The organism is Larkinella fluvii (assembly GCF_051857545.1).
In the GTDB taxonomy this organism is placed as follows: Bacteria; Bacteroidota; Bacteroidia; order Cytophagales; family Spirosomataceae; genus Larkinella.
The window spans coordinates 255,081-276,282 of sequence record NZ_JBPZHB010000002.1 but is presented as its reverse complement, the minus strand read 5'-3'; the positions used below and the strand labels follow the sequence as shown (position 1 = coordinate 276,282).

Annotated in this window: 12 protein-coding genes; 9 read left to right on the top strand and 3 right to left on the bottom strand. The window is 52.1% G+C overall.

The genetic code is table 11. The features are described 5' to 3' along the window. Positions 1-309: 309 nt before the first annotated feature. Both ACS5NO_RS05145 and ACS5NO_RS05140 read right to left on the bottom strand, forming a co-directional pair. Complete coding sequence (locus tag ACS5NO_RS05145; RefSeq protein WP_114403932.1) at positions 310-1,638, bottom strand: sensor histidine kinase; 1,329 nt, start codon at positions 1,636-1,638, stop codon at positions 310-312. A gap of 3 nt (positions 1,639-1,641) precedes the next feature. Continuing rightward, positions 1,642-3,027 carry a sigma-54-dependent transcriptional regulator gene (locus tag ACS5NO_RS05140; protein WP_439414146.1) on the bottom strand — a complete coding sequence of 462 codons (1,386 nt, stop codon included), beginning with the start codon at positions 3,025-3,027 and terminating at the stop codon, positions 1,642-1,644. 342 nt (positions 3,028-3,369) lie between these two features. On the opposite strand from ACS5NO_RS05140, the gene ACS5NO_RS05135 reads away from it, so the two are divergent. The 6 genes from ACS5NO_RS05135 (at position 3,370) to ACS5NO_RS05110 (ending at position 13,107) form a co-directional block, all read left to right on the top strand. After that, entirely contained in the window at positions 3,370-4,617 is a 1,248-nt protein-coding gene (locus tag ACS5NO_RS05135) for an efflux RND transporter periplasmic adaptor subunit (RefSeq protein WP_439414145.1), read from the top strand. A gap of 113 nt (positions 4,618-4,730) precedes the next feature. Further along, on the top strand, positions 4,731-5,408 hold the full coding sequence (locus ACS5NO_RS05130; RefSeq protein WP_114403935.1) for an ABC transporter ATP-binding protein: 678 nt from the start codon (positions 4,731-4,733) through the stop codon (positions 5,406-5,408). A 53-nt stretch (positions 5,409-5,461) separates the two neighbouring features. Next, entirely contained in the window at positions 5,462-5,656 is a 195-nt protein-coding gene (locus tag ACS5NO_RS05125; protein WP_114403936.1) for a hypothetical protein, read from the top strand. 33 nt (positions 5,657-5,689) lie between these two features. Then, positions 5,690-8,110 carry an ABC transporter permease gene (locus ACS5NO_RS05120; RefSeq protein ID WP_439414144.1) on the top strand — a complete coding sequence of 807 codons (2,421 nt, stop codon included), beginning with the start codon at positions 5,690-5,692 and terminating at the stop codon, positions 8,108-8,110. 91 nt (positions 8,111-8,201) lie between these two features. Continuing rightward, the gene (locus tag ACS5NO_RS05115; protein ID WP_439414143.1) at positions 8,202-10,619 is read left to right on the top strand and encodes an ABC transporter permease; all 2,418 of its coding nucleotides are present in this window, start codon (positions 8,202-8,204) and stop codon (positions 10,617-10,619) included. Between the two features lie 109 nt (positions 10,620-10,728). Next, on the top strand, positions 10,729-13,107 hold the full coding sequence (locus tag ACS5NO_RS05110) for an ABC transporter permease (RefSeq protein ID WP_439414142.1): 2,379 nt from the start codon (positions 10,729-10,731) through the stop codon (positions 13,105-13,107). Here ACS5NO_RS05110 and ACS5NO_RS05105 read toward each other — a convergent pair whose 3' ends face one another. Continuing rightward, positions 13,108-13,587: a Uma2 family endonuclease gene (locus tag ACS5NO_RS05105; RefSeq protein ID WP_439414141.1), complete on the bottom strand. Its 480-nt coding sequence runs from the start codon at positions 13,585-13,587 to the stop codon at positions 13,108-13,110. Positions 13,588-13,630: 43 nt separating this feature from the next. Between ACS5NO_RS05105 and ACS5NO_RS05100 the strand changes: the two genes are divergently transcribed. The 3 genes from ACS5NO_RS05100 to ACS5NO_RS05090 all read left to right on the top strand — a co-directional run bounded on the left by ACS5NO_RS05100 (position 13,631) and on the right by ACS5NO_RS05090 (position 21,091). After that, positions 13,631-16,081 carry an ABC transporter permease gene (locus tag ACS5NO_RS05100; RefSeq protein ID WP_439414140.1) on the top strand — a complete coding sequence of 817 codons (2,451 nt, stop codon included), beginning with the start codon at positions 13,631-13,633 and terminating at the stop codon, positions 16,079-16,081. 84 nt (positions 16,082-16,165) lie between these two features. Continuing rightward, positions 16,166-18,592 (top strand): ABC transporter permease, encoded by a 2,427-nt coding sequence (locus tag ACS5NO_RS05095; RefSeq protein WP_439414139.1) that lies wholly within the window; start codon positions 16,166-16,168, stop codon positions 18,590-18,592. A gap of 90 nt (positions 18,593-18,682) precedes the next feature. Further along, on the top strand, positions 18,683-21,091 hold the full coding sequence (locus ACS5NO_RS05090) for an ABC transporter permease (RefSeq protein ID WP_439414138.1): 2,409 nt from the start codon (positions 18,683-18,685) through the stop codon (positions 21,089-21,091). Positions 21,092-21,202 lie beyond the last annotated feature (111 nt).

The following is a 21,202-nucleotide window of genomic DNA, read 5'->3' as shown; positions in this document are numbered from 1 at the left end:
TATCGATTCCGGCACTTGGCATATGGACGAAATCCAGATACGGAAACGTCAAAATTAAAAGAAGTAATACGTAACTGATTTTTATAATTTGGCTCTCAATTCTCGTATTGATGAATCTTTCAAACGTGGGTAAGAGGTAAATTCTGCAATAGTTTATCGCTAATATCATACAAAAGTGGATAGTAGTTTTACATGCCGAACAGGATAGATTATAAACTAGAAAATACTATAAAACCAGCAATTATACATGCTTGCAAAAGCAAATATAATACCAATACGGAGAACTTGACGAGCGGGATAGTGAGTTAATCAGAAAATCATCGAAAACGTGCTGCCTTGTCCGGGTGTGGAGGTCACTTTTAATTGCCCGTTGTGAAGCTGCATAATCTGCCGGGAAAGGCTTAAACCGATGCCTGAACCGGTTTTTTTAGTAGTGTAAAAGGGGATAAAAATCTTCTCGATGGCTTCCGGTTCAATGCCCGGCCCGTTGTCGGAAACGTAAATCATCAGCCGGTTGTCCTGCGATTTGACTTCCAGCCGGAGTTTCGGCTTTCGGTGTCCGTCCAGACTTTCCATCGCGTTCTTGATCAGGTTGATCAACACCATTTCAATTTGCCCGGCATCGGCAAAAATCATCAGATACGACGGCACGGGAGGAGCCTGCAAAATAATATGCCGCTGCTGCAACTCCGTTTGTACCAGCGCAATGACATTTTTCAACAGGTTCTCGACGGAGATTTCGGCCAGTCGTGGTTGCGGAATGGCCGTGAAATTACGATAGGCATCCACAAACCGCATGATGCCACGCCCCCGGTGTTCAATGGTCGTCAGGGCTTCGCGCAGGTCATTGACCGCTTCGGTATCCGCCCCGGCCAGTTCCGTATTGACAATCTGCTGCATGGTGCCGACCAGCGAAACAATCGGCGTGACCGAATTCATAATTTCGTGCCGCAGTACCTTGGTCAGGTTCTGCCACGCTTCCAGTTCCTTCTGCTGCAGTTCGGAGCGAATGTTCTGAATCGACGCCACCGTGACCGGACGGCCCCGCAGGCTGACCGTCGCACAGCGCACCGATAGCTCCTGCTCGAAGCTGGTCTGGTAAATGGCGGGTGTACTGCTGGGGGTTCCGGTCAGAATATCGTATAAACCGGCATGAACCGACTGTAAATCAGAAAGATTGCGAAGCCGGTAAATGCCCAGCAAACGCAAAGCGGCTTGGTTCGTCATCTCGACGTTGCCGGCCATATCGAACGAAATCAACCCAACGCTCACCTGCTGAACGATGGTGTTGAGGTAATGCAGATTCGCTTCTTTCTCGGCCCGCGCCTGCCGGAAAGCTTCCAGCACTTCGTTGAACTGCTGGTTCAACTCCTTAAAACTGGGCCCCAACTCACTATCGGCTTTGAAGGCCACGGCAAAATCCGAATACCGTACCGACTCCATAAACCGGGTTAGCTTGCGATTCAGGCTGGTGATATAGCGGTGCAGGTTGGCCGTTTGAATCGTCAATAAAATAATACCCACCCCCACCAGCAGCGACCGGCTGGCCGGAACCGTCCACCAGGCATACGCGATCAGCAGACAGGTAACCAGAATAATGGAAATCCGAATAAAAAGCCCGGTGGCGAATCGTTTCATAAATTAGAGTCCGTATTTCTCCAGACGGCGGTACAGGGCCTGCCGTGACAGGCCCAGCTCCCGGGCAATGTCGGTGATGTTGCCGTGGTACTTCTGCATGGCCTGCTGAATCATTTTCTTCTCCATGTCTTCAATCTGAAGATTCTCCTGGAACGGCAAATCCTTATCCGTCGGAATGGCCGCCGGGGTGCTGGTGCCGAAGTAAAAATCTTCCGGTTCGAGCACGTTGCCCTGCGCCAGAATAACCGCCCGCTCGATGGCGTGCTGCAATTCCCGGATGTTCCCCGGCCAGCGGTATTGCTGCAATTGCCGCGTTAAGGCCGGACTGATCGAAGCGACTTTGCGGTTGTATTGCTTGCGGTATTGCTTCAGAAAATGCTCGGCCAGCGGCACAATATCTTCGGGCCGTTCGCGCAGGGGCGGAATGTGAATCTCAATGGTATTGATCCGGTAGAGCAAATCCTGCCGGAATGTGCGGTCACTGACGTGCTGGTAAATCGGTGAGTTCGTGGCGCAAATCAGGCGGACGTCGATATTTTTGGGCTTGTTTGTTCCCAGTCGGGTCACCACCCGCTGTTGCAAAACCGTCAGCAGTTTGGCTTGCTGGGGTAGCGAAATGTTGCCGATTTCGTCCAGAAAAATCGTGCCACCCTGAGCTTCTTCAAACCGCCCGGTTCGGTCTTCGCGGGCATCAGTGAAAGCACCCTTGACGTGGCCGAACAATTCACTCTCGAACAGACTGTCGCTCAAAGCGCCCAGATCGACGCTCACAAACGGTTTGTCGCGTCGGAGCGATCGCTGGTGTAACGCTCTGGCTACCACATCCTTCCCGGTTCCGTTCTCACCCAGAATCAGTACATTGGCATCCGTTTCGGCCACGCGCTCCACGGTGGCAAACACCTGCCGCATGGAGGGACTAACGGCTATGTAGTTGGATTGGTTTTGCGACTTGCCGCCCACCGACGCCGATCCGGCCGGGCTGCCGGTTTTCGACAGTCCGTTTCCGTCGTCTTTCCGCCCGTCCAGCGCGCTTTGCAGGGTGGCCAGCAGCTTATCGTTTTCCCAGGGTTTCAACACAAAATCCCGGGCACCGGATTTGATGGCCCGCACCGCCATTTCAACGTCACCGTAGGCCGTGATCAACACAACTGCCGTGGTGGGTTTAATGTCCAGAATCCGGTCGAGCCACAGAAAACCCTCGCGGCCACTGCTGTTGTCGCGCTGGAAATTCATGTCGAGCAGCACGAGATCGTAGCTTCCGTTGGTGATCAGAAACGGAATTCGCTCAGGATTTTTTTCAATATCAACCTGGGGATAATGGCGTTTGAGCAACAATTTGGCTGCGCTCAACACATCGACGTCGTCGTCGATAATCAGAAGTTTCGACATAAAATTTTCAGGACGGTGCTAGAAACAGTGCGGTTTTTCCAGTCAGGATGCCCGTTTACCGCCTAAAGATAGGCAGTCTGTTGGTTCGCTGCAAAACAGCTTGTCAGGAAGCCCTGACACGACAATATTCAGCGGTTTTACCCGTGTCCGCTTTCGGACAAAACTTGTCCGCATGTGGACAGGAATTAGCCCTCAAAATCACCATAACTTACTGTCTATCAGCACTTGTAAATTACTGGCACGTCAATTGGCATTAGACTATCCAAATGGATGATGCTGAAAAATCATTTTATTGCAGCCTTATTCAGGAATCAATTAGTCAACCAATCAATCAACGAATTAATGGATCGCGTATTACCTAAACGATTTTGGACAAGCCAGCGGATTGCCATTGCAATCGGCGGAGTAGCCGTAATCGGATTACTGGCTTACAACTTTCTATGGGCCGATCACCGTTCGAAACTGAACGTCGAAAAGGATAAAATTACGATTTCAACCGTTTCAACCGGCACTTTCGATGATTTCATTGTCGTAACCGGTGTGGTTCAGCCTTTGAAAACCATCCGGCTCGACGCCATCGCCGGGGGGTATGTGACGGAGAAACTCGTGGAAGGCGGGGCGATGGTGAAACAGGGCGAAGTATTGCTGAAGCTGGAAAACCAGAACCTGCGACTCAACTTCCTCCAGTCAGAAACCGAAGCCAACCGACTGGTCAACGATTTGCAAAATACCCGTCAACGCTTGCGGGTGGAACGCTATACGCTACAAAAAACACTCTCTGACCTTGATTTTCAGCTTGATAAGGCCAAAGATGCGTATGATCGCCAGGCGAAATTGTTTAAAGACAAAGCCATTCCCGAACAGGATTACCTGACGGCCAAACGGGATTATGACCGGCTGGTGGAGCAACGGAAAATTGAAGTGGAATCGCAGAAATACCAGCAGGAAAACTCGCTGATTCAGATCAAACAATTGGAAGAAACGCTGGCCCGGACGCAGAAAAACGTGGCCCTCTGGCAGCAAACGCTGAATAATCTGGTGGTCAAAGCACCGGTTTCGGGTCAGTTGTCCTCAATGGACGTGGAAGTCGGTTCCAACATCAACCAGGGCCAGAACATTGGCCAGATCGATGACCTCAACGGTTTTAAAATGCGGGTCGGCATCGACGAACACTACAACAGCCGCATCTTCGCCGGTTTGAACGGAACGTTTGAATACAGCGGTACCAACAATGCCTTACAGATTACGCGGGTTTATCCGGAAGTGCGGAACGGACGGTTTGAGGTAGACATGATTTTCCCGAAAGGCGCTCCGGCGGGGATCAAACGTGGCCAGTCGACCCCCATTCAACTGGAACTGGGCAAGGCTTCGAAAGCAACGTTGTTGCCCGTGGGCGGTTTCTTCTCCGATACGGGTGGCAACTGGGTCTATGTGGTTGATAAACTGGGCAACCGGGCGGTGAAACGGAGCATTACGCTGGGTCGTAAAAACCCCGAATACTTCGAAGTGCTGACCGGCCTGGAACCGGGCGAACAGGTCATTACCTCATCGTATGAGAACTTTGGTGATAACGAAGTCCTTGAATTTTAACGCTGATATTCTCTGATAAACTCTGTGAAATAGTTTTTAAGAATTATATCACAGAGTTTATCAGAGAATATCAGAGGTTATCAGAGTTGTAAATCAGAAACCAGTCAGACAATATGATACGTACCGTAAACCTACAAAAAGTTTTTGCGACTGAAGAAGTCGAAACCACCGCGCTGCACGGCATTTCCATGGATGTCAAGGATGGCGAATTTGTGGCTATGATGGGTCCGTCGGGCTGTGGAAAGTCCACGCTGCTCAACATCCTCGGCCTGCTGGACAACCCGTCGGAAGGCGAATACCACTTCTACGGCACCGAGGTGTCGAAGATGTCGGAACGTCAGCGGGCGCAGTTGCGGAAAGGCTCCATCGGCTTTGTGTTTCAGAGCTTTAACCTGATCGACGAACTAACGGTTTACGAAAACGTCGAACTGCCGCTGCTGTACCTGAAAACCCCCGCCGAAGACCGTAAGAAAGCGGTGGAGGAAGTGCTCGAACGGATGAACATCATGCACCGTCGCAACCACTTTCCGCAGCAACTCTCCGGTGGTCAGCAGCAACGGACGGCCATTGCCCGCGCGGTGGTTGCCAAACCCAAGATGATCCTGGCCGATGAGCCGACGGGTAACCTTGACTCCACCAACGGGGAGGAAGTGATGAAATTGCTGAACCAGTTGAACACGGAAGGTACAACCATCATCATGGTGACGCACTCACCCTACGATGCCGGTTTTGCCCACCGCATCGTCAACCTGTTCGATGGCAAGATTGTGACGGAGAATTTCCACGTGTAATACATCTGAACCGGGATTAAAAATCAATTTAACCCCGGTTCAGAAACCTTTTTATGAAAACGCTGATCCTTTTGTTTCTTATGGTTTGTATCGGCCAATCGGCTTCGGCCATTGGTCATCCACACAACCTGTTTTCGGCCCACCGGAAGGTGAAACAGTATGTCCCAAAGACAAAGGATAGCCAGCGAACTCCTTGCCAGTTATCCCAACCAACGCTGGTGAAGTTCGTGCGGACTCTGGCACAGTAGTACGACGGCTCACCGACGATTCCGCTTTTTCTTATGCTTCTCAACTACACTAAAATTGCGCTGCGTAACCTGTGGAAACACAAAACGTTTGCGTTGGTCAACGTCATTGGCATGTCGGTAGCGTTTGCGAGCTGCCTTTTGCTGTTTCTGGCCGCCTGGTCGCACCTGACGTTCGATAATTTCCACACCAACGGCAAGCAGTTGTTTATGGTGTATGAGCAGTCGGGACCCACGAACAAATCGGCGACAATGCCTGCTCCCCTGGCACCGTCGCTCCGCAAAGAACTCCTGCCGGAGATCGCGCACATCACGCGGGTGGTCGATGGCGGTGGGGCGGTTCGGTACGGCGACCAGGAATTTGACAAGAGCGTCCGGTTTGTCGATCCCGATTTTTTCGAAATGTTTTCGTTTCCGATGCGGAAGGGCAATTCACTCACCGTTCTGAACAGCCTGAGTAACATCGTCATCAGCGAAAAAACCGCCCAGTCGATTTTCGGAACCGCCGACCCCATCGGAAAAACCCTGTCGCTGCGGTTGAACGAAACCTGGAAACCGTTCGTGGTGTCGGGCGTGGTGGCCGATGCGCCCACCAATTCCAGCCTGAAGTTCGACCTGCTGGCCCGATTTGAAGCCTACCCGGAATACCAGCAGAACAAAGACCAGTGGGACAACCGGTTTCATTCGGTATTCGTCCAGGTCGATCCGAAAATCAGCGAAGCCACGTTTGAACAACGACTCCGGCCTTTCGTCACCAAATACCTCGCCAATTCGATCCTGAACCTCAAACGCGACGGCGGGCAGCCCGACGAAAACGGCGACCTGACCAGCCTTCGGCTGTTGCCGATGACCGACATGCACTTCGACACCGAGGTGGGCGGAGGCAATGGCTCGCCCGTCAAACGCTCCTACCCGATTCTGCTGCTGGTAGTGGCCGGTTTTATCGTGCTGATTGCCTGCATCAACTTCATCAATCTTTCTACGGCCCGGTCCATGACGCGCTCCCGCGAGGTCGGTATGCGCAAGGTGCTGGGGGCCTTAAAACAACAACTGGTCTTTCAATTCTGGGGCGAAGCCTTCATCCTTTGCCTGATTTCGCTGGTCTTGGGCGGTTTGCTGGTCACGGTTTTGGTCGCTGAACTGAACAGTATTTTACGAACCAAAGCATCCCTCTCCTACCTCGCCGACCCTACCGTAATCATCTCCATGCTGACGGCGTTTCTGGTGATTACTTTTGTGGCCGGTGGCTATCCGGCCCTGTTTGTGGCCCGGTTGAACACGACGCAGATTCTGAAAGGAAAAGTTTCACTGGGAAAAACCGGAGCGGTTCGCAACACCCTACTCATCGTTCAGTTTGCGATTGCCACATTCCTGATGGCATGTACGCTCATTGCCTGGCAACAAGTCAACTTCCTGCGCACCATGCCGCTTGGATTCAATGAAAATCAGGTCATTAGCATTCCGGTTGGCAGCTCGGTCAATGGACGGCAGGCGTTAAACCTCTTCCGGGATAAGCTCGCACAACAGCCCCGGGTGCTGAGTGTGACGGGTGCGTATAAGAACTTTGGCCGTGGTCTGGATGGTTCCTCCGTGACGTCGATTGTGGGCTTTGACCACAAAAACCGGACGATTCGGAGCCACTGGCAACCCGTTGATTACGATTACCTGAAAACCTTAGACATCAAACTGCAGGCCGGACGCGATTTCTCCCGTCAGTACGCAACCGACACCACCACCAGCGTCATCATCAACGAAACGATGGCGAAGGAACTGGGCGAGAAAAACCCGGTCGGCACCTTGCTGAACGTGAGCGATGGCGAACCTCCACTGGTAGTCATCGGCGTGGTAAAAGACTACCACCACGAATCCCTCAAGAAAACCGTGCAGCCCAATACCCTTCTCATGAGCCACGACTGGCCGATTGGCTATGTTCTGGTTAAAATTGCTCCGGACAACGTGCCGGCCACGATGGCGGTTTTGAAAAAAGCGTGGGAGGAAGTAGCCCCCAAATCTGAATTTGAGGGGAGTTTCCTCGATGAAAATACCGACCGGCAATACCAGTCGGAAGAACAAATGGCCAAGTTGTTCATTACAGCCGCCGGGGTGGCCATCGTGCTGTCGTGCATGGGCCTGTTTGCCATTGCCATCATGATCATGGCGCAGCGAATCAAAGAAATTGGCGTGCGTAAAGTACTGGGTGCCAGCGTCAGCAGCATTGTCATCCTGTTGTCGAAAGACTTCCTGAAACTGGTGTTGATCGGCATTGTCATTGCATCCCCGCTGGCCTGGTGGTTGATGAGTCAATGGCTGAAAGAATACGCGTTCAAAATCGAACTGGCCTGGTGGATGTTCGCCGTCGCCGGTTTGCTCGCCATTTTGATCGCCTTTGTCACCGTCAGTTTTCAGAGTATCAAAGCGGCTTTAACCAATCCGGTATCCTCACTTCGTTCGGAGTGAAAAGAGTGAAGAGTTATGAGTTAAGAGTTAAAATGGATGTCTGCATTTCTAACTCTTAACTCATAACTCTTCACTCATAATTTTACACAACATGCTAACGAACTATTTCAAAATCGCGTTTCGGAATCTGGTGCGCCACAAGGTGTTTTCGGCCATCAACATTGTCGGGCTGTCCATCGGGATTGCGGCTTGTCTCCTGATTCTGCAATACGTGGATTTTGAGCTGAGCTACGACCAGTTTCACACGAAGGGCGACCGGATTTACCGCGTCAAACAGGATCGGTACGACAAAGGCAAACTGAGCACCCAATGGGCTGGTGGCGCCCAGGCGGCCGGAAATTCGTTCAAAGCGACCTTCCCGGAGGTGGAAGATTACGTCAAAGTGCTGAAGCGCCGGGCGTTGATTGCCGATTACGGCGAAAAAAGCCTGAAAGTCGAGAAGGTTTTTGTGGCCAGCCAATCGTTCTTCAAAATCTTCTCCTATCCCCTGCTCGCCGGTGATCCCACCACCGCGCTGGCTGAACCCAATACCGTCGTACTTTCCGAAACCGTTGCGAAAAAGCTATTCGGAAACGAACAGGCCATGGGCAAAACCATCCGGTTCAACCAGCGAAAGGCGGTTAAAGTAACGGGCGTTTACAAAGATATGCCTGCCAATACGCACCTGCACGCGGATCTGCTGATTCCGCACGTAACGTTTGTGAAAGAAATGGGGCCGGACAACAACCCGGACAATGCCTGGATGTGGGACGGGGCGATGTCGTATTTGCTGCTTCGCCCTGACGCTAATCCGAAAGCCCTCGAAGCCAAATTTGTGCCGTATATTGAAAAAACCATTGGAGCCGAACTGAAAAAGTACGATGCCGGTGCGGTCTATACGCTGCAACCCCTGAAAGACATTCACCTCTACTCGCACCTGATGGAAGAAGCCGAGCCCAATGGCGACGGCAACACGGTTTATCTGCTGCTGGCGATTGCGTTCTTCATTGTCGTCATTGCCTGGGTCAACTACATCAACCTGGCGACGGCGCGGGCCATCAATCGCGCCAAGGAAGTCGGAATTCGCAAAGCCGTCGGTTCGCAACGGGGGCAGTTGATCCGGCAATTCCTGATCGAATCGGTCTTGCTGAATGGCCTGGCGGTGATTCTGGCGCTGGGTTTTGTCGTGGCCGTGATGCCGCTGTTCAACGCACTGTCGGGCCAGCACCTGACGCTGTCGTTGCTGGGCAACGGGTCGTTCTGGTTGGCGTTGGCAACCTTGTTCATCATTGGAACCTTCTTTTCGGGTTTGTATCCGGCGTTTGTTTTGTCCGGTTTCCGGCCGGTCACGGTGTTGAAAGGCAAGATGGTGACGTCGCGGCAGGGCATCATTCTGCGGAAATCGCTGGTCATTTTTCAGTTTGCGGCTTCACTGTTTCTGCTCGTCGGCACGCTGGCGGTTTTTCGGCAGATTAGCTTCATGCAGGAACAAAGTCTGGGCATCAACATCGATCAGACGCTGGTAGTCAATCCCCCCATCATCCGATTGGATTCCACGTTCATGCGGCAGATGGTAGCCTTCAAAGAGGAATTGCTGCTCCAACCCGCCATTCGGCACGTGGCCGCGTCGTCCGTTGTTCCCGGACAGGCGTCGGACTGGAACGCGGGCGGCATTCGATTGAAAGGCACCGACGAAAGCAAGGGAAGCCAATACCGGGTCATTGCCGTCGATTACGATTTCCTGAAAACCTTCGACCTGAAACTGCTGGCTGGGCGCGACTTCTCGAAAGAGTATGGACTGGAAAAGAAAGCCGTCATTTTCAACAAAATGGCGATCAAACAACTGGGTTTTAACAAGCCGGAAGAGTCGATTGGCAAAGAAATTGACTTCTGGGGCGAAACGTTTACCATCGTTGGCGTCACCGACAATTTTCACCAGCAATCACTGCGGGATGCTTTCGAGCCCTTGATTCTCCGGCTCATTCCGGACGCAGGCGGTTATTTTTCGATCAAAATGGCGTCCAGCCAACTGAACACCACGATCGCTACCGTCCGGAGCGAATGGAACCGTTTTTTCCCCGGCAATCCGTTTGAATATTTCTTCCTAGACGAACATTTCAACGCGCAATACCAGGCCGATCAGCGGTTTGGGCAGGTGTTCGGGCTGTTCACCGGTTTAGCCATTCTGGTGGCCTGTCTGGGCTTGTTCGGGCTGGCGTCGTTTACCACGGCCCAGCGGACCAAAGAGATTGGCATTCGCAAGGTGCTTGGGGCAACGGTGCCCGAGATCGTGCGGATGTTGTATAAAGAATTTGCGATTTTGATTCTGATTGCCTGCGTGGTAGCGACTCCGCTGGCGTGGCTGGCCGTGAGCCAGTGGCTCAACACGTATGCCTTTCGGGCCGATATAAACTGGTGGCTTTTTGCACTCCCGTTCGTGCTGGTACTGGCGATTGCGTTGCTAACGGTTTCGTTTCAGTCCGTAAAAGCGGCTCTGATGAATCCGGTTACCTCGCTGCGTTCGGAATAATGAGTTATGAGTGAAGAGTTAAGAATTAATGCGTGAGTAAACTGCGCGAATCGGTCCTAACTCTTCATTCATAACTCTTAATTCTTCACTCTTAACTAAAAAAAGGGGTATGATTCGCAATTACTTCAAAACCGCCTGGCGGGGTCTGCTCAACAACAAAGGCTACTCGGCCATCAACATTGGCGGACTGGCCGTGGCGTTGGGAATCGGCATTCTGCTGCTCTGGTGGGTGAAAGACGAAACGGGTTTCGACCGTTTTCATTCGAATGCGGATCGGATCTACCGCGTCAATGGCGGTTTTGGCTCCGGCACGGCGCAGCAGTTTTCGGGCCAGATCGTGGCCCCCGTGGCGGCTTATGCCAAACAGCAGATGCCGTCGGTGGAAGATGCCGTGCGCATCGTCGGGAATTACGATGTCTCGCCTTTCAAAGTGCAGGACAAAACGCTGGTGGAGGAAAAAGCCGTCTACGTCGATCCGGGTTTCTTCACGTTTTTTAGTTTCGAATGGGTGAAAGGCAACCGCGAACGTCCTTTTCCCGATCTGCAATCGGTCGTTCTGACGGAATCGGCGGCTTTGAAATACTTTGGTTCGGCTGAACCGGTTGGAAAGATGCTGTATTCCGTTCCGAAAAAGCAGAACTACGTCGTGAGTGGCGTCATCCGTGACTTTCCGGACAACTCCAGCATCAAGTGCAATCTATTGTTTCCGTTGCAGATTCTGGCGAATCAATACAGTGGTGCCCCCGGTGATTACTGGAAAACCATGGATTCGGATTGGGGCAACTGGTTCGCCCAAACGTATTTCCGGGTCGATCCGCGCGCCAATCTGGACAAGATCGTAAAAACTCTGAACGACGTTCACCATGCCAGCAATCAATATGATCAGGTGACGGTGTACCGCCTGCAACCGCTGACCGACATCCACCTCTACCGGCCCGACGGCACACCGGGAGCCATGCAGGAAGTAAAAATGATGGGCATCGTCGCGCTCATTCTGCTGGCCATCGGCTGCATCAACTACGTCAACCTGGCCACGGCGCGGGCCACGCAACGGGCGAAGGAAGTGAGTGTCCGGAAAGTGGTCGGTGCGGGGCGCGAACACCTGATTGGCCAGTTTCTGGCCGAATCGCTCCTGATTTTTGTCGTCGCGCTGCTGCTGGCCATCGGGCTGATCAAAGGGCTGGAATCGACCTACCAGGAACTGACCGGCAAAACCCAGCCCTTTTCGCTGGCCGATCCGCAGACCTGGCTGGTGCTGGTGGGCGCGCTGGTATTTACACTGGCCGTTGCGGGCATCTATCCGGCTCTGGTTCTGTCGTCGTTCGAACCCTTGAAAGTGTTGCGCGGAAAAATGGCCACGGGCGGCAAAGGCGTTACGTTCCGGCAAACACTGGTGATCACCCAATTTGCCTTTTCGACGGCCTTGATCGTGGGAACTCTGGTCATCGGCAACCAACTGCGGTTTATGCGCGAGCGCAACCTGGGTTATGACCGGGAAAATGTCTTCGCGTTCTGGATGACCGGCGATATGTTGAAGCATTTCGATGCGATCAAGGCCGAATTGTCGCGCCAGCCCAGCGTCCGGAGCGTAACCGCTTCGAATGGCAATCTGCTCAGTTTAGGCAATTCGACCGGCGATACGGACTGGGACGGAAAGCCCAAGAACAGCATGTTTATCATCAACCGGATGCAGGTCGAGAAAGATTTCATTGCCACCTTCGGCCTGAAAATGGCGCAGGGCGAAACCTTTACCGGTTCCCCCGCGGACTCGATGCACGTCATCCTGAACGAAACCGCCGTGAAAAATACGGGCATTAAAAATCCCATTGGCAAGCGTTTTACGCTCGGTCAGACGAAGGGAATCATCATCGGTGTCGTGAAAGATTTCCATTTTGCTTCCCTGCGTCAGAAAGTAGAACCGGCGGTTTTCTTTTACCGGAACAACACCAATTTGGGGCGGCTCTACGTCAAAACCACGGGACAGGATGCCTCCAAAGCCATTGCGGCTACTGAAAAACTCTGGAAAAAATACAGCCCCGATTATCCGTTCGACTACCAGTTTATGGACGTGCAATACAATGAAATGTATAAATCGGAACAGCGGACGGGGCAGTTATTTAACTTCTTTGCGGGAATCGCCATTCTGGTTTCCTGCCTCGGTTTATTCGGGTTAGCAACCTTTACGGCCCAGCAACGTACTAAAGAAATCGGCATCCGCAAGGTCCTCGGCGCGTCGATCACGGGCATTGTCGCGCTACTTTCCAAAGATTTTCTGAAACTGGTGCTGATCGGAATCCTGATTGCCTCGCCGATTGCCTGGTGGACGATGAGCCAGTGGCTGACCGCCTTTGCCTATAAGATTGACCTGGCGTGGTGGGTGTTTGCGCTGGCGGGACTGCTGGCCGTTCTGATTGCCTTTGCCACCGTCAGTTTTCAAAGCATCAAAGCCGCGTTGATGAATCCGGTGAAGAGTTTGAAATCAGAATAGTTAAGCGAAAATATCATTCAGCGGTAGTTCAATCCCGGTTACCGGGTCGGTAAGAGTGGTATTATCGGTAAAAAACTGGTATTTCCCAATGGCCGAATAAACCGAAATCGCTTTAAAACTGGGCAAAACCAGCCAGCATGATTGAACACCGGCCAGAAAATACCGCTCGAATTTAGCCAGAATATCGTCATTGGATTGCGAAGGCGAAACAATCTCAATGACCGTGAGCGGCATTTGAGTCATGGACGTAACGTCGTGCAGAAAGTCGACCTGGAGTTTAGGATAAATGGCAATGTCCGGTACGGTATCCGGGCGTTCCGGCATAGTTAAATTAATCTCCGGCAGAAAGGTGTATTTGGTTCGATAATGCAGTTGCAAAGCAAAAGTTAAATTGCCTTGCACAATAGAGTGATTCAGTGTGGGCATTGGTTTTCCGCGTTCGCGTTCGTAGTCAGAGAGTTGTTCAATGGTAGCTTCCATAACCAAGAGAGTTTTTTCGGATTGAAGTTTAAAGATAACAAAAATGCTAACGAACTATCTGAAAATTGCCGTTCGGAACTTGCTGAGAAACAAGTCGTTTTCGGCCATCAACATTCTCGGCCTTTCGGTCGGTTTGACGTGCTGCATGTTGTTACTACTTTACATCCGGAGCGAGTTATCGTTTGATCAGCACCACCAGCACGCGAAGCAATTGTATTTGATGTCGAGCGCCGTCAAATCGCCTGGATTAAATGAAGAATACCCCCGCCTTTCGGGGCCAATGGCAGCCGCGATTCAATCGGAATTTCCGGAGGTCGAAAAAGTCGCGCGGCTTTATGTCAACATCATGGATGACAAAACGATGCTGCAGGTGCAGGAAACCGGCAAGCCGATGAAGTCATTTTACGAAACCCAGGGCTATCAGGTCGACTCGACGTTCTTTGATCTTTTTTCCTACGAATTCACGGAAGGCAGTTCTAAAAAGGCCCTGTTTCAGCCCAACTCGATTGTGTTATCCGAAGAGGTCGCCCATAAACTGTTCGGAAATACACCCGCCTTAAACAAAACCGTTCGGATCAGCGGTTCGACAGGCAACGGCGACAATTTCCGGGTGTCGGGCGTTTACCGTGATGAAAGTTCGCGTTCCCATATCGATGCCCGGTTTTTTGTACCGATGTATGTCGGCATGATCGGCAATTACCTTCGGCAGCCCAATCTGGATTATACCAATAACAACCTCTTTACTACTTACCTCCGGTTAAGACCGGATGCCGACGCACAGCAGTTGGAACAGAAAATACCGGCATTTGTCGAAAAATACATGCGCAGTGAGCTGAAACGGTACGGTTACGATAAACGACTCTTCCTGATTCCCGTTCCGGAGCTTCATTTATACAGCCAGATTCAGGCTATTGTGACGCCGACCAACAGCACCACCTACCTGTACATCCTGGCATCGATTGCGGTTTTCACCCTGTTGATTGCCTGTATTAATTTCATGAATCTTTCGACGGCGCGTTCGGCCAAACGGGCGGCTGAGGTCGGTATTCGGAAGGTAATGGGCGCGGAACGGGGTTCACTAATCGGGCAGTTTCTGGGCGAGTCGATGATCCTGTCATTGCTGGGGCTTGTCATTGCATTGGGGCTGATTTCCTTGCTTCTGCCGGTATTCAATCAACTGGCCGGCAAATCCTTGCAGGTGTCGGAATTGCTGGAACCATCAATTGCCCTATCATTCATCGGGTTGACGCTGTTGACGGGCTTGATCGCGGGCAGTTATCCGGCGTTTTTCCTGTCGATGTTCAATCCGGCTCAGGTGTTGAAGGGTAAGTTTGTCAACACCCTGTCGGCGGTGGCTTTGCGTCGCGGGCTGGTGGTTTTTCAGTTTGTGGTCGCCATCGGGCTGGTGCTGGCCACGTTCGTGATTCAGGAACAGATGCGGTTTTTGCGGAATCAGTCGCTGGGTTTTACGCAGGATCAGCAAATTGCCATTCCGTTGCGGAGCAGTGAGTCGCGCGGGATGTATACGGCGTTTCGGAATGAGATTTTACGGAATAACCAGGTGGTTTCGGCGGCCGGAACCCAGTATTATCCCGGCATTATGAACCCCACGGATTTTGGTTTGTATCGCCCGGATCAAACCGTCAATGAAATGCAGAATGTCAAAAACAGTGAGGTCGATTTTGAATACCTGCAAACAATGGGTTTCAAACTGGTGGCCGGACGGTTGTTCTCGCGGCAATTTCCCGGCGACACCAATAACCGGCTCGTTGTCAATGAATCAACCCTGCGAAAGCTTCAGATCCCACTCCGCAAAGCCATTGGGCAAAAACTGAATTTTAATTGGCACGGGCAGACGTACCAGTACGAAGTGATTGGTGTTCTGAAAGACTTTCACCACGAAAACCTGCATCAACCCATTGAACCCTACGCTTTTATGCTGATGACCCGCCCGAATTTCAACTACATCATTGCGCACGTCAATTCAGACAACATGGAAACCGTGCTGGGTTTTCTGGAACGGAAATGGAAAGCCCTGCGCCCCGACGAGCCGTTTGAATATTCGTTTTTGAACGAAGATTTCCAGAAAAATTACCAGGCCGAAATCCGTACGTCGCGCATCGTGACTTATTTCACCGCCATTTCCATCCTGATTTCCTGCCTCGGGCTGTTCGGATTAGCGGCTTTTGCGGCTCAGCAACGCACCAAGGAAATTGGCGTTCGGAAGGTGCTGGGCGCTTCGATATCCCACATCGTGCTGCTACTTTCCACCGATTTTTTAAAGCTGGTCGTCATCGCCATTCTGATTGCGTCACCGATGGCGTGGTGGGCCATGAATCGATGGCTGCAAAACTTTGCGTATAAGATCACAATTCCGTGGTGGATTTTCGTAGCCGCTGGCGGTTTGGCACTGCTTATTGCTTTTATTACCGTCAGTTTTCAAAGCATCAAAGCCGCATTGATGAATCCGGTAAAATCATTGCGGTCGGAGTGAAGAATGAAGAGTTATGAGTGAAGAGTTAAGATTTAAAATATCTGCGGTTTTAACTCCTAACTCTTCATTCTTAACTCGTAACTAATGAAAGATATGCTGCGTAACTATTTCAAAATCGCCTGGCGGAACCTGCTGAAGCACCCGACCACTACGAGTATTCACCTGATCGGGTTGACGCTCGGCCTGACGACCTGTCTGTTGATTCTGCTCTTTGTTCAGAACGAATGGGGCTACGACCGACACCTCAAGCAGGGCGACCGGATCTACCGCGTGAACCTCATCCGTACAACGGGTGCCGAAGTCGAGAAGTCGGGCATTACGCCTTATCCGCTCGCACCAGCCCTGCGTACCGACTTTGCCGACTGGCCGAAAGTGACCCGCATTCATGCCGACCGCGACCTTTCCGTGCTGGTTTCGCCCCAGAAAATTCTGAAAGAAGACAACGTCGTTTTTGCGGAACCCGACTTCATCGACCTGTTTGATATTGAAATGGTCGAAGGAAACGGGAAGAACGTTCTCGCCGAACCCAATAAAGTCATCTTAACCCAGAAAACCGCTCAAAAGTATTTCGGCTCGGCTTCGGCCCTCGGAAAAACGCTGCGACTCAACAACGACCTGAAGGTGCAGGTGGCGGGTGTCATGCGGGATATGCCTTCACAAACGAATTTTCCGGTAACGATGCTGGTGTCTTTCCTGTCGATGAAATCCTATTTTTCGTTCGGCATCGACCAATGGGGCCTTCGTTCGGGCGGAAGTGTGTTTGCGGTTTTACCCGAGGGCAAGTCGCCGGAGCAGTACGCAGCCCGGCTTCGACAGGCTGAGAAAAAATACTTTTCTACCCGCGACGGCGAAACCAGCACCTTGGTTCTCCAGCCGCTCCACGACATTCATTTCAACCCCGACTATGAAGGCACCATCCTGACGGCTGCCATTTCGCCCACGTATCTCTACGTTTTCGGTGCCGTTGGTCTGTTTGTTTTGCTGATTGCCTGCGTTAATTTTATCAACATGTCGACAGCCCGCGCCATGACGCGCGCCAAGGAAGTGGGCGTCCGGAAAGTGATCGGTGCCACGCAAAGCCAGTTGGTCTGGCAGTTTCTGAGCGAAGCCCTGTGGCTGACCGGTATTTCGGCCCTGCTGTCGTTGCTACTCACCAACGTCCTCTTGCCGGTTGTCAACGATTTTTTGCAGAAACAGATCACCTCAGAATGGCTTCAGACCAGCGGTATTCTGGTGGCTCTGGCGTTGTTCACGGCCTTGCTGGCGGGTTTGTATCCGGCTTTCTTCCTCGCCCGTTTCCGCCCGATTCGCGCATTAAAAACCGCCACGGAAGCGGGAGGTCTTCGCTCCGGTCGCGTCTGGCTGCGGCAGGGACTGGTCGTTTTCCAGTTTTCCATCTCCCTCATTCTGGCGGTGGGTGTACTGATCATTTACCGGCAGATGAATTATTTCCGGCAGAAAGACCTGGGTTTCAAACGAGACGCTATTGTGACGGTTGCCATTCCGGATTCGAAGAAAATGGCGGTATTGGGACAATCGCTACGGCAGATTCCAGGGGTCGAGCACCTCTCATTCGCGCTGGGAGCGCCGACATCACCCAATAATTTCGGTACCGACATGCGTCCCGACCCGGCGAATCCGACGAAGAAAATAAACATCTCGCTCAAACTGGCCGACGCCGACTACCTCAAGACGTACGGTTTAAAGCTGGTCGCCGGGCGGTTCCTCGAACACCGCGATACGCTGGCGATTTCGGGGGCCATACCGGAAGAAAAGCGCCGGTATGCGTTTGTGGTGAACGAAAATACTGTCAAAGCACTGGGCTATGCCAAACCTGAACAGGCATTGGGGCGTAAAATTCGGGTGGGTATCAACGATATTGAAGCCGAAGTGGTGGGCGTCGTGAAGGATTTCCATACCAGTTCACTTCACAATCCCATCGAGCCGATGGTGATGATGAACCTGCCGGAGTTCTACTATTCCGTCGGACTCAACTTGCGGACGAGCAACTATACGACCACGATGGCGGCTATTGAAACCGCCTGGAAAGAAATGTATCCGGAAAGCCTGTTTGATGCCAAATTCCTGGACGACAGCCTGCAGGAATTGTACGAAGACGAACAGCGACAATTCGCGCTTCTTCGCGTTTTTGCCGGTATTGCCCTGATTATCTGCTGTCTGGGTTTGTGGGGACTGGCCACGTTCACCATCGAACGGCGGACGAAAGAAATCGGCGTTCGGAAAGTGTTGGGGGCGTCCGTTACGGGAATTGTCGCCCTGATTTCCAAAGACTTTCTGAAACTGGTGCTGCTGGCGCTCGTCATTGCGACCCCGATTGCGTGGTATGCGATGGAAAGCTGGCTGAAAGAATTCAGTTACCGAATCGACGTGGAATGGTGGGTGTTTGTGCTGGTCGGCGCGGTTTCCATCCTGATCGCCTTTGCCACGGTTTCGTTTCAAAGCATCAAAGCCGCTTTGATGAACCCGGTTACCTCACTTCGTTCGGAATGAAGAGTTGTGAGTGAAGAGTTATGACGGGGCCACCCGCACGGTTGGCTGACGCATATAACTCTTCACTCATAACTCATAACTAAAAAATGTATGCTACAAAATTACTTCAAAATCGCCTTTCGCAATCTGTGGAGAAACAAGGTTTTTTCCGGAATCAACGTATTCGGGCTGGCCGTCGGGCTGGCGTCCTGCCTGCTGCTGTATCTGTACATTTCGCACGAATTAAGTTACGATAGCTTTCAGCAGAAGGCCGACCGGACGGTACGGGTCGTGATGGAATACAGCATGGAAGGGCAGGTCAATAAAGTACCACAAACCGGAACGAAGGTGGCTCCGGAATTCGGGCGGCAGTTTCCCGAAGTAGAATCGGGCGTCCGGATGGAAAACCGGCAGGCTGTGGTCAGTTATGCCGACCGGAAATTCAGTGAGAAAAAAGTGGTCTACGCCGATTCCGCTTTGTTCCACATCTTCTCGTTTCGGTTGAAACAGGGAAATCCGAAAACCGCCTTGGCCGGCCCCAATCTGGTCGTCCTGTCGGAGTCGTCGGCCAAAAAGTATTTCGGCAGCGAAAACCCGATTGGGAAAACCGTCCGGATCAACGCCGGGGGTGGGGACAAAGACTATGCTGTAACGGGCGTGGTGGAAGATTGCCCGGACAATTCCCAAATCAAATACGACCTGCTGGCTTCGTTTACGACCCTCTCCGCGTCGAAAGAAGAACAGTGGTTTTCCGCCAACTATGCCACCTATTTGCTGCTGCGCAAACCGGAGTCGATTGCCACTTTACAGGCCAAAATTCCGGGTTTCATGAAAACGCAGTTCAGCAAGGAAGAGATGACGGGCGGGAATTACCTGACCTACCACCTCGAACCGCTGCAAAAGGTGCATCTTCACTCCGATGTCGAGGGTAATTTCGAACCCAACGGCGACCTGGTTTATCTCTACATTTTCGGCTCCGTGGCGGTGTTGATTCTGATCATTGCCTGCGTCAATTACATCAATCTGGCCACCTCGCGGGCCGTGGAGCGGGCGCAGGAAGTGGGCGTTCGGAAGGTGATGGGCGCGTTGCAGGGGCAATTGTTCGGGCAGTTCATTGGCGAGTCGGTGATCGTCACCTTTGCGGCCCTGGGGCTGGGCCTGTTGCTGGTTTACCTGGGTCTTCCGCTTTTCAACGACTTGTCCGACCGGGAATTTTCATTCGACGTTCTGATGGAATCCCGGAATCTGTTGCTGCTGTTGGGAATTGTGCTGCTGGTCAGTTTCATCGCGGGCGGTTATCCGGCCCTGGTACTGGCCCGCTATGAACCCGTTCACGTCCTGAAAGGGCATTTGAAAACCGCCGGAGCGGGGCAATTCCGCCGGGCGCTGATCGTGTTTCAATTTGCCATTACCACCTTTTTGATTGTCTGTACAATGCTGGTTCGTAATCAGTTGTCCTACATCCAAGACAAAAAACTGGGTTACAGCAAAGACCATGTGCTGGTGTTACCCGCCGACCGGCAGGTGAACGAAAAAGTCCGGGCCTTAAAATCCGAATTCAAACGGAACGCCGATGTGCAGCAGGTGACCCGGGCCTATGAATCACCGGTGTACATCAACGGCGGCTACGGCATGCACCGAACCGGCACCCCGGATGACCAGTACAAATCGGTGACGGCACTGCCCGCCGATGAGGATTTCGTCAAAACGATGGGCCTTCGGATTGTGGCGGGTCGCGACTGGACGCCAACCGATCTGGAGCAGGCAACCACGCCCGGCAGTGACAGCCTGCTTCATTTTCATTTTATCCTGAACGAAGCCGCCGTGAAAGAAATGGGCTGGAAGTCGCCCCAGGAAGCGGTTGGGCAGAAAATGGACATGGGCAACCAAAGACCCGGTGTTGTCGGTGCGGTGGTGGAAGATTTCCACTTTGCCTCCATGAAACAGAAAATCAGTTCGCTGGTCATTTTTCCGGAAGCCAGTGGCAATGTCCTGCTGGTCAAATTGTCGGGAAGCCGGTTGCCCGCGACCCTTCAGTTTATGGAAGAAAAGTGGAAAGCAGTCGTCCCCTCCCGCCCATTCGAATACGAGTTTATGGACGAAGAATTCAACAAACTCTATTTCGCCGAAACCCGTACGGGCCAGATTTTCAGCGTCTTTTCCTTTCTATCCATTTTGCTCGCGTGCTTAGGTTTGTTCGGTTTATCGGCCTATACAACCGCCCAGCGCACCAAAGAAATCGGCATCCGGAAAGTGCTGGGTGCGTCGGTGCCCAATATTGTTTTGTTGCTTTCCAAAGATTTCTTGAAGCTGGTTCTGATCGCCATCGTGCTGGCTTCGCCCCTGGCGTGGTGGGCCATGAACCGGTGGTTGCAGGATTTTGCCTATAAAATCGACGTAGAGTGGTGGGTGTTTGTCATTGCCGGAGTCATTGCCGTTGCCATTGCATTTTTGACGGTTTCATTCCAAAGCATCAAAGCCGCTTTGATGAATCCGGTTACCTCACTGCGTTCGGAATGAAAAAGAGTAATGAGTTAAGAGTGATGAGTTAAGAGTGATGAGTTAAGAGTGATGAGTTAAGAGTTGGCTGACGCAAACTGAAAACACGTGCGTCAGCCAACTCTTAACTCA

Bases quoted from the DNA above. Each gene is read 5' to 3' on its own strand.
- ACS5NO_RS05105 (WP_439414141.1), bottom strand. From the start codon at position 13,587: ATGGAAGCTACCATTGAACAACTCTCTGACTACGAACGCGAACGCGGA.
- ACS5NO_RS05090 (WP_439414138.1), top strand. From the start codon at position 18,683: ATGCTACAAAATTACTTCAAAATCGCCTTTCGCAATCTGTGGAGAAAC.
- ACS5NO_RS05140 (WP_439414146.1), bottom strand. From the start codon at position 3,027: ATGTCGAAACTTCTGATTATCGACGACGACGTCGATGTGTTGAGCGCA.
- ACS5NO_RS05115 (WP_439414143.1), top strand. From the start codon at position 8,202: ATGCTAACGAACTATTTCAAAATCGCGTTTCGGAATCTGGTGCGCCAC.
- ACS5NO_RS05135 (WP_439414145.1), top strand. From the start codon at position 3,370: ATGGATCGCGTATTACCTAAACGATTTTGGACAAGCCAGCGGATTGCC.
- ACS5NO_RS05120 (WP_439414144.1), top strand. From the start codon at position 5,690: ATGCTTCTCAACTACACTAAAATTGCGCTGCGTAACCTGTGGAAACAC.
- ACS5NO_RS05100 (WP_439414140.1), top strand. From the start codon at position 13,631: ATGCTAACGAACTATCTGAAAATTGCCGTTCGGAACTTGCTGAGAAAC.
- ACS5NO_RS05130 (WP_114403935.1), top strand. From the start codon at position 4,731: ATGATACGTACCGTAAACCTACAAAAAGTTTTTGCGACTGAAGAAGTC.
- ACS5NO_RS05145 (WP_114403932.1), bottom strand. From the start codon at position 1,638: ATGAAACGATTCGCCACCGGGCTTTTTATTCGGATTTCCATTATTCTG.
- ACS5NO_RS05125 (WP_114403936.1), top strand. From the start codon at position 5,462: ATGAAAACGCTGATCCTTTTGTTTCTTATGGTTTGTATCGGCCAATCG.
- ACS5NO_RS05095 (WP_439414139.1), top strand. From the start codon at position 16,166: ATGAAAGATATGCTGCGTAACTATTTCAAAATCGCCTGGCGGAACCTG.
- ACS5NO_RS05110 (WP_439414142.1), top strand. From the start codon at position 10,729: ATGATTCGCAATTACTTCAAAACCGCCTGGCGGGGTCTGCTCAACAAC.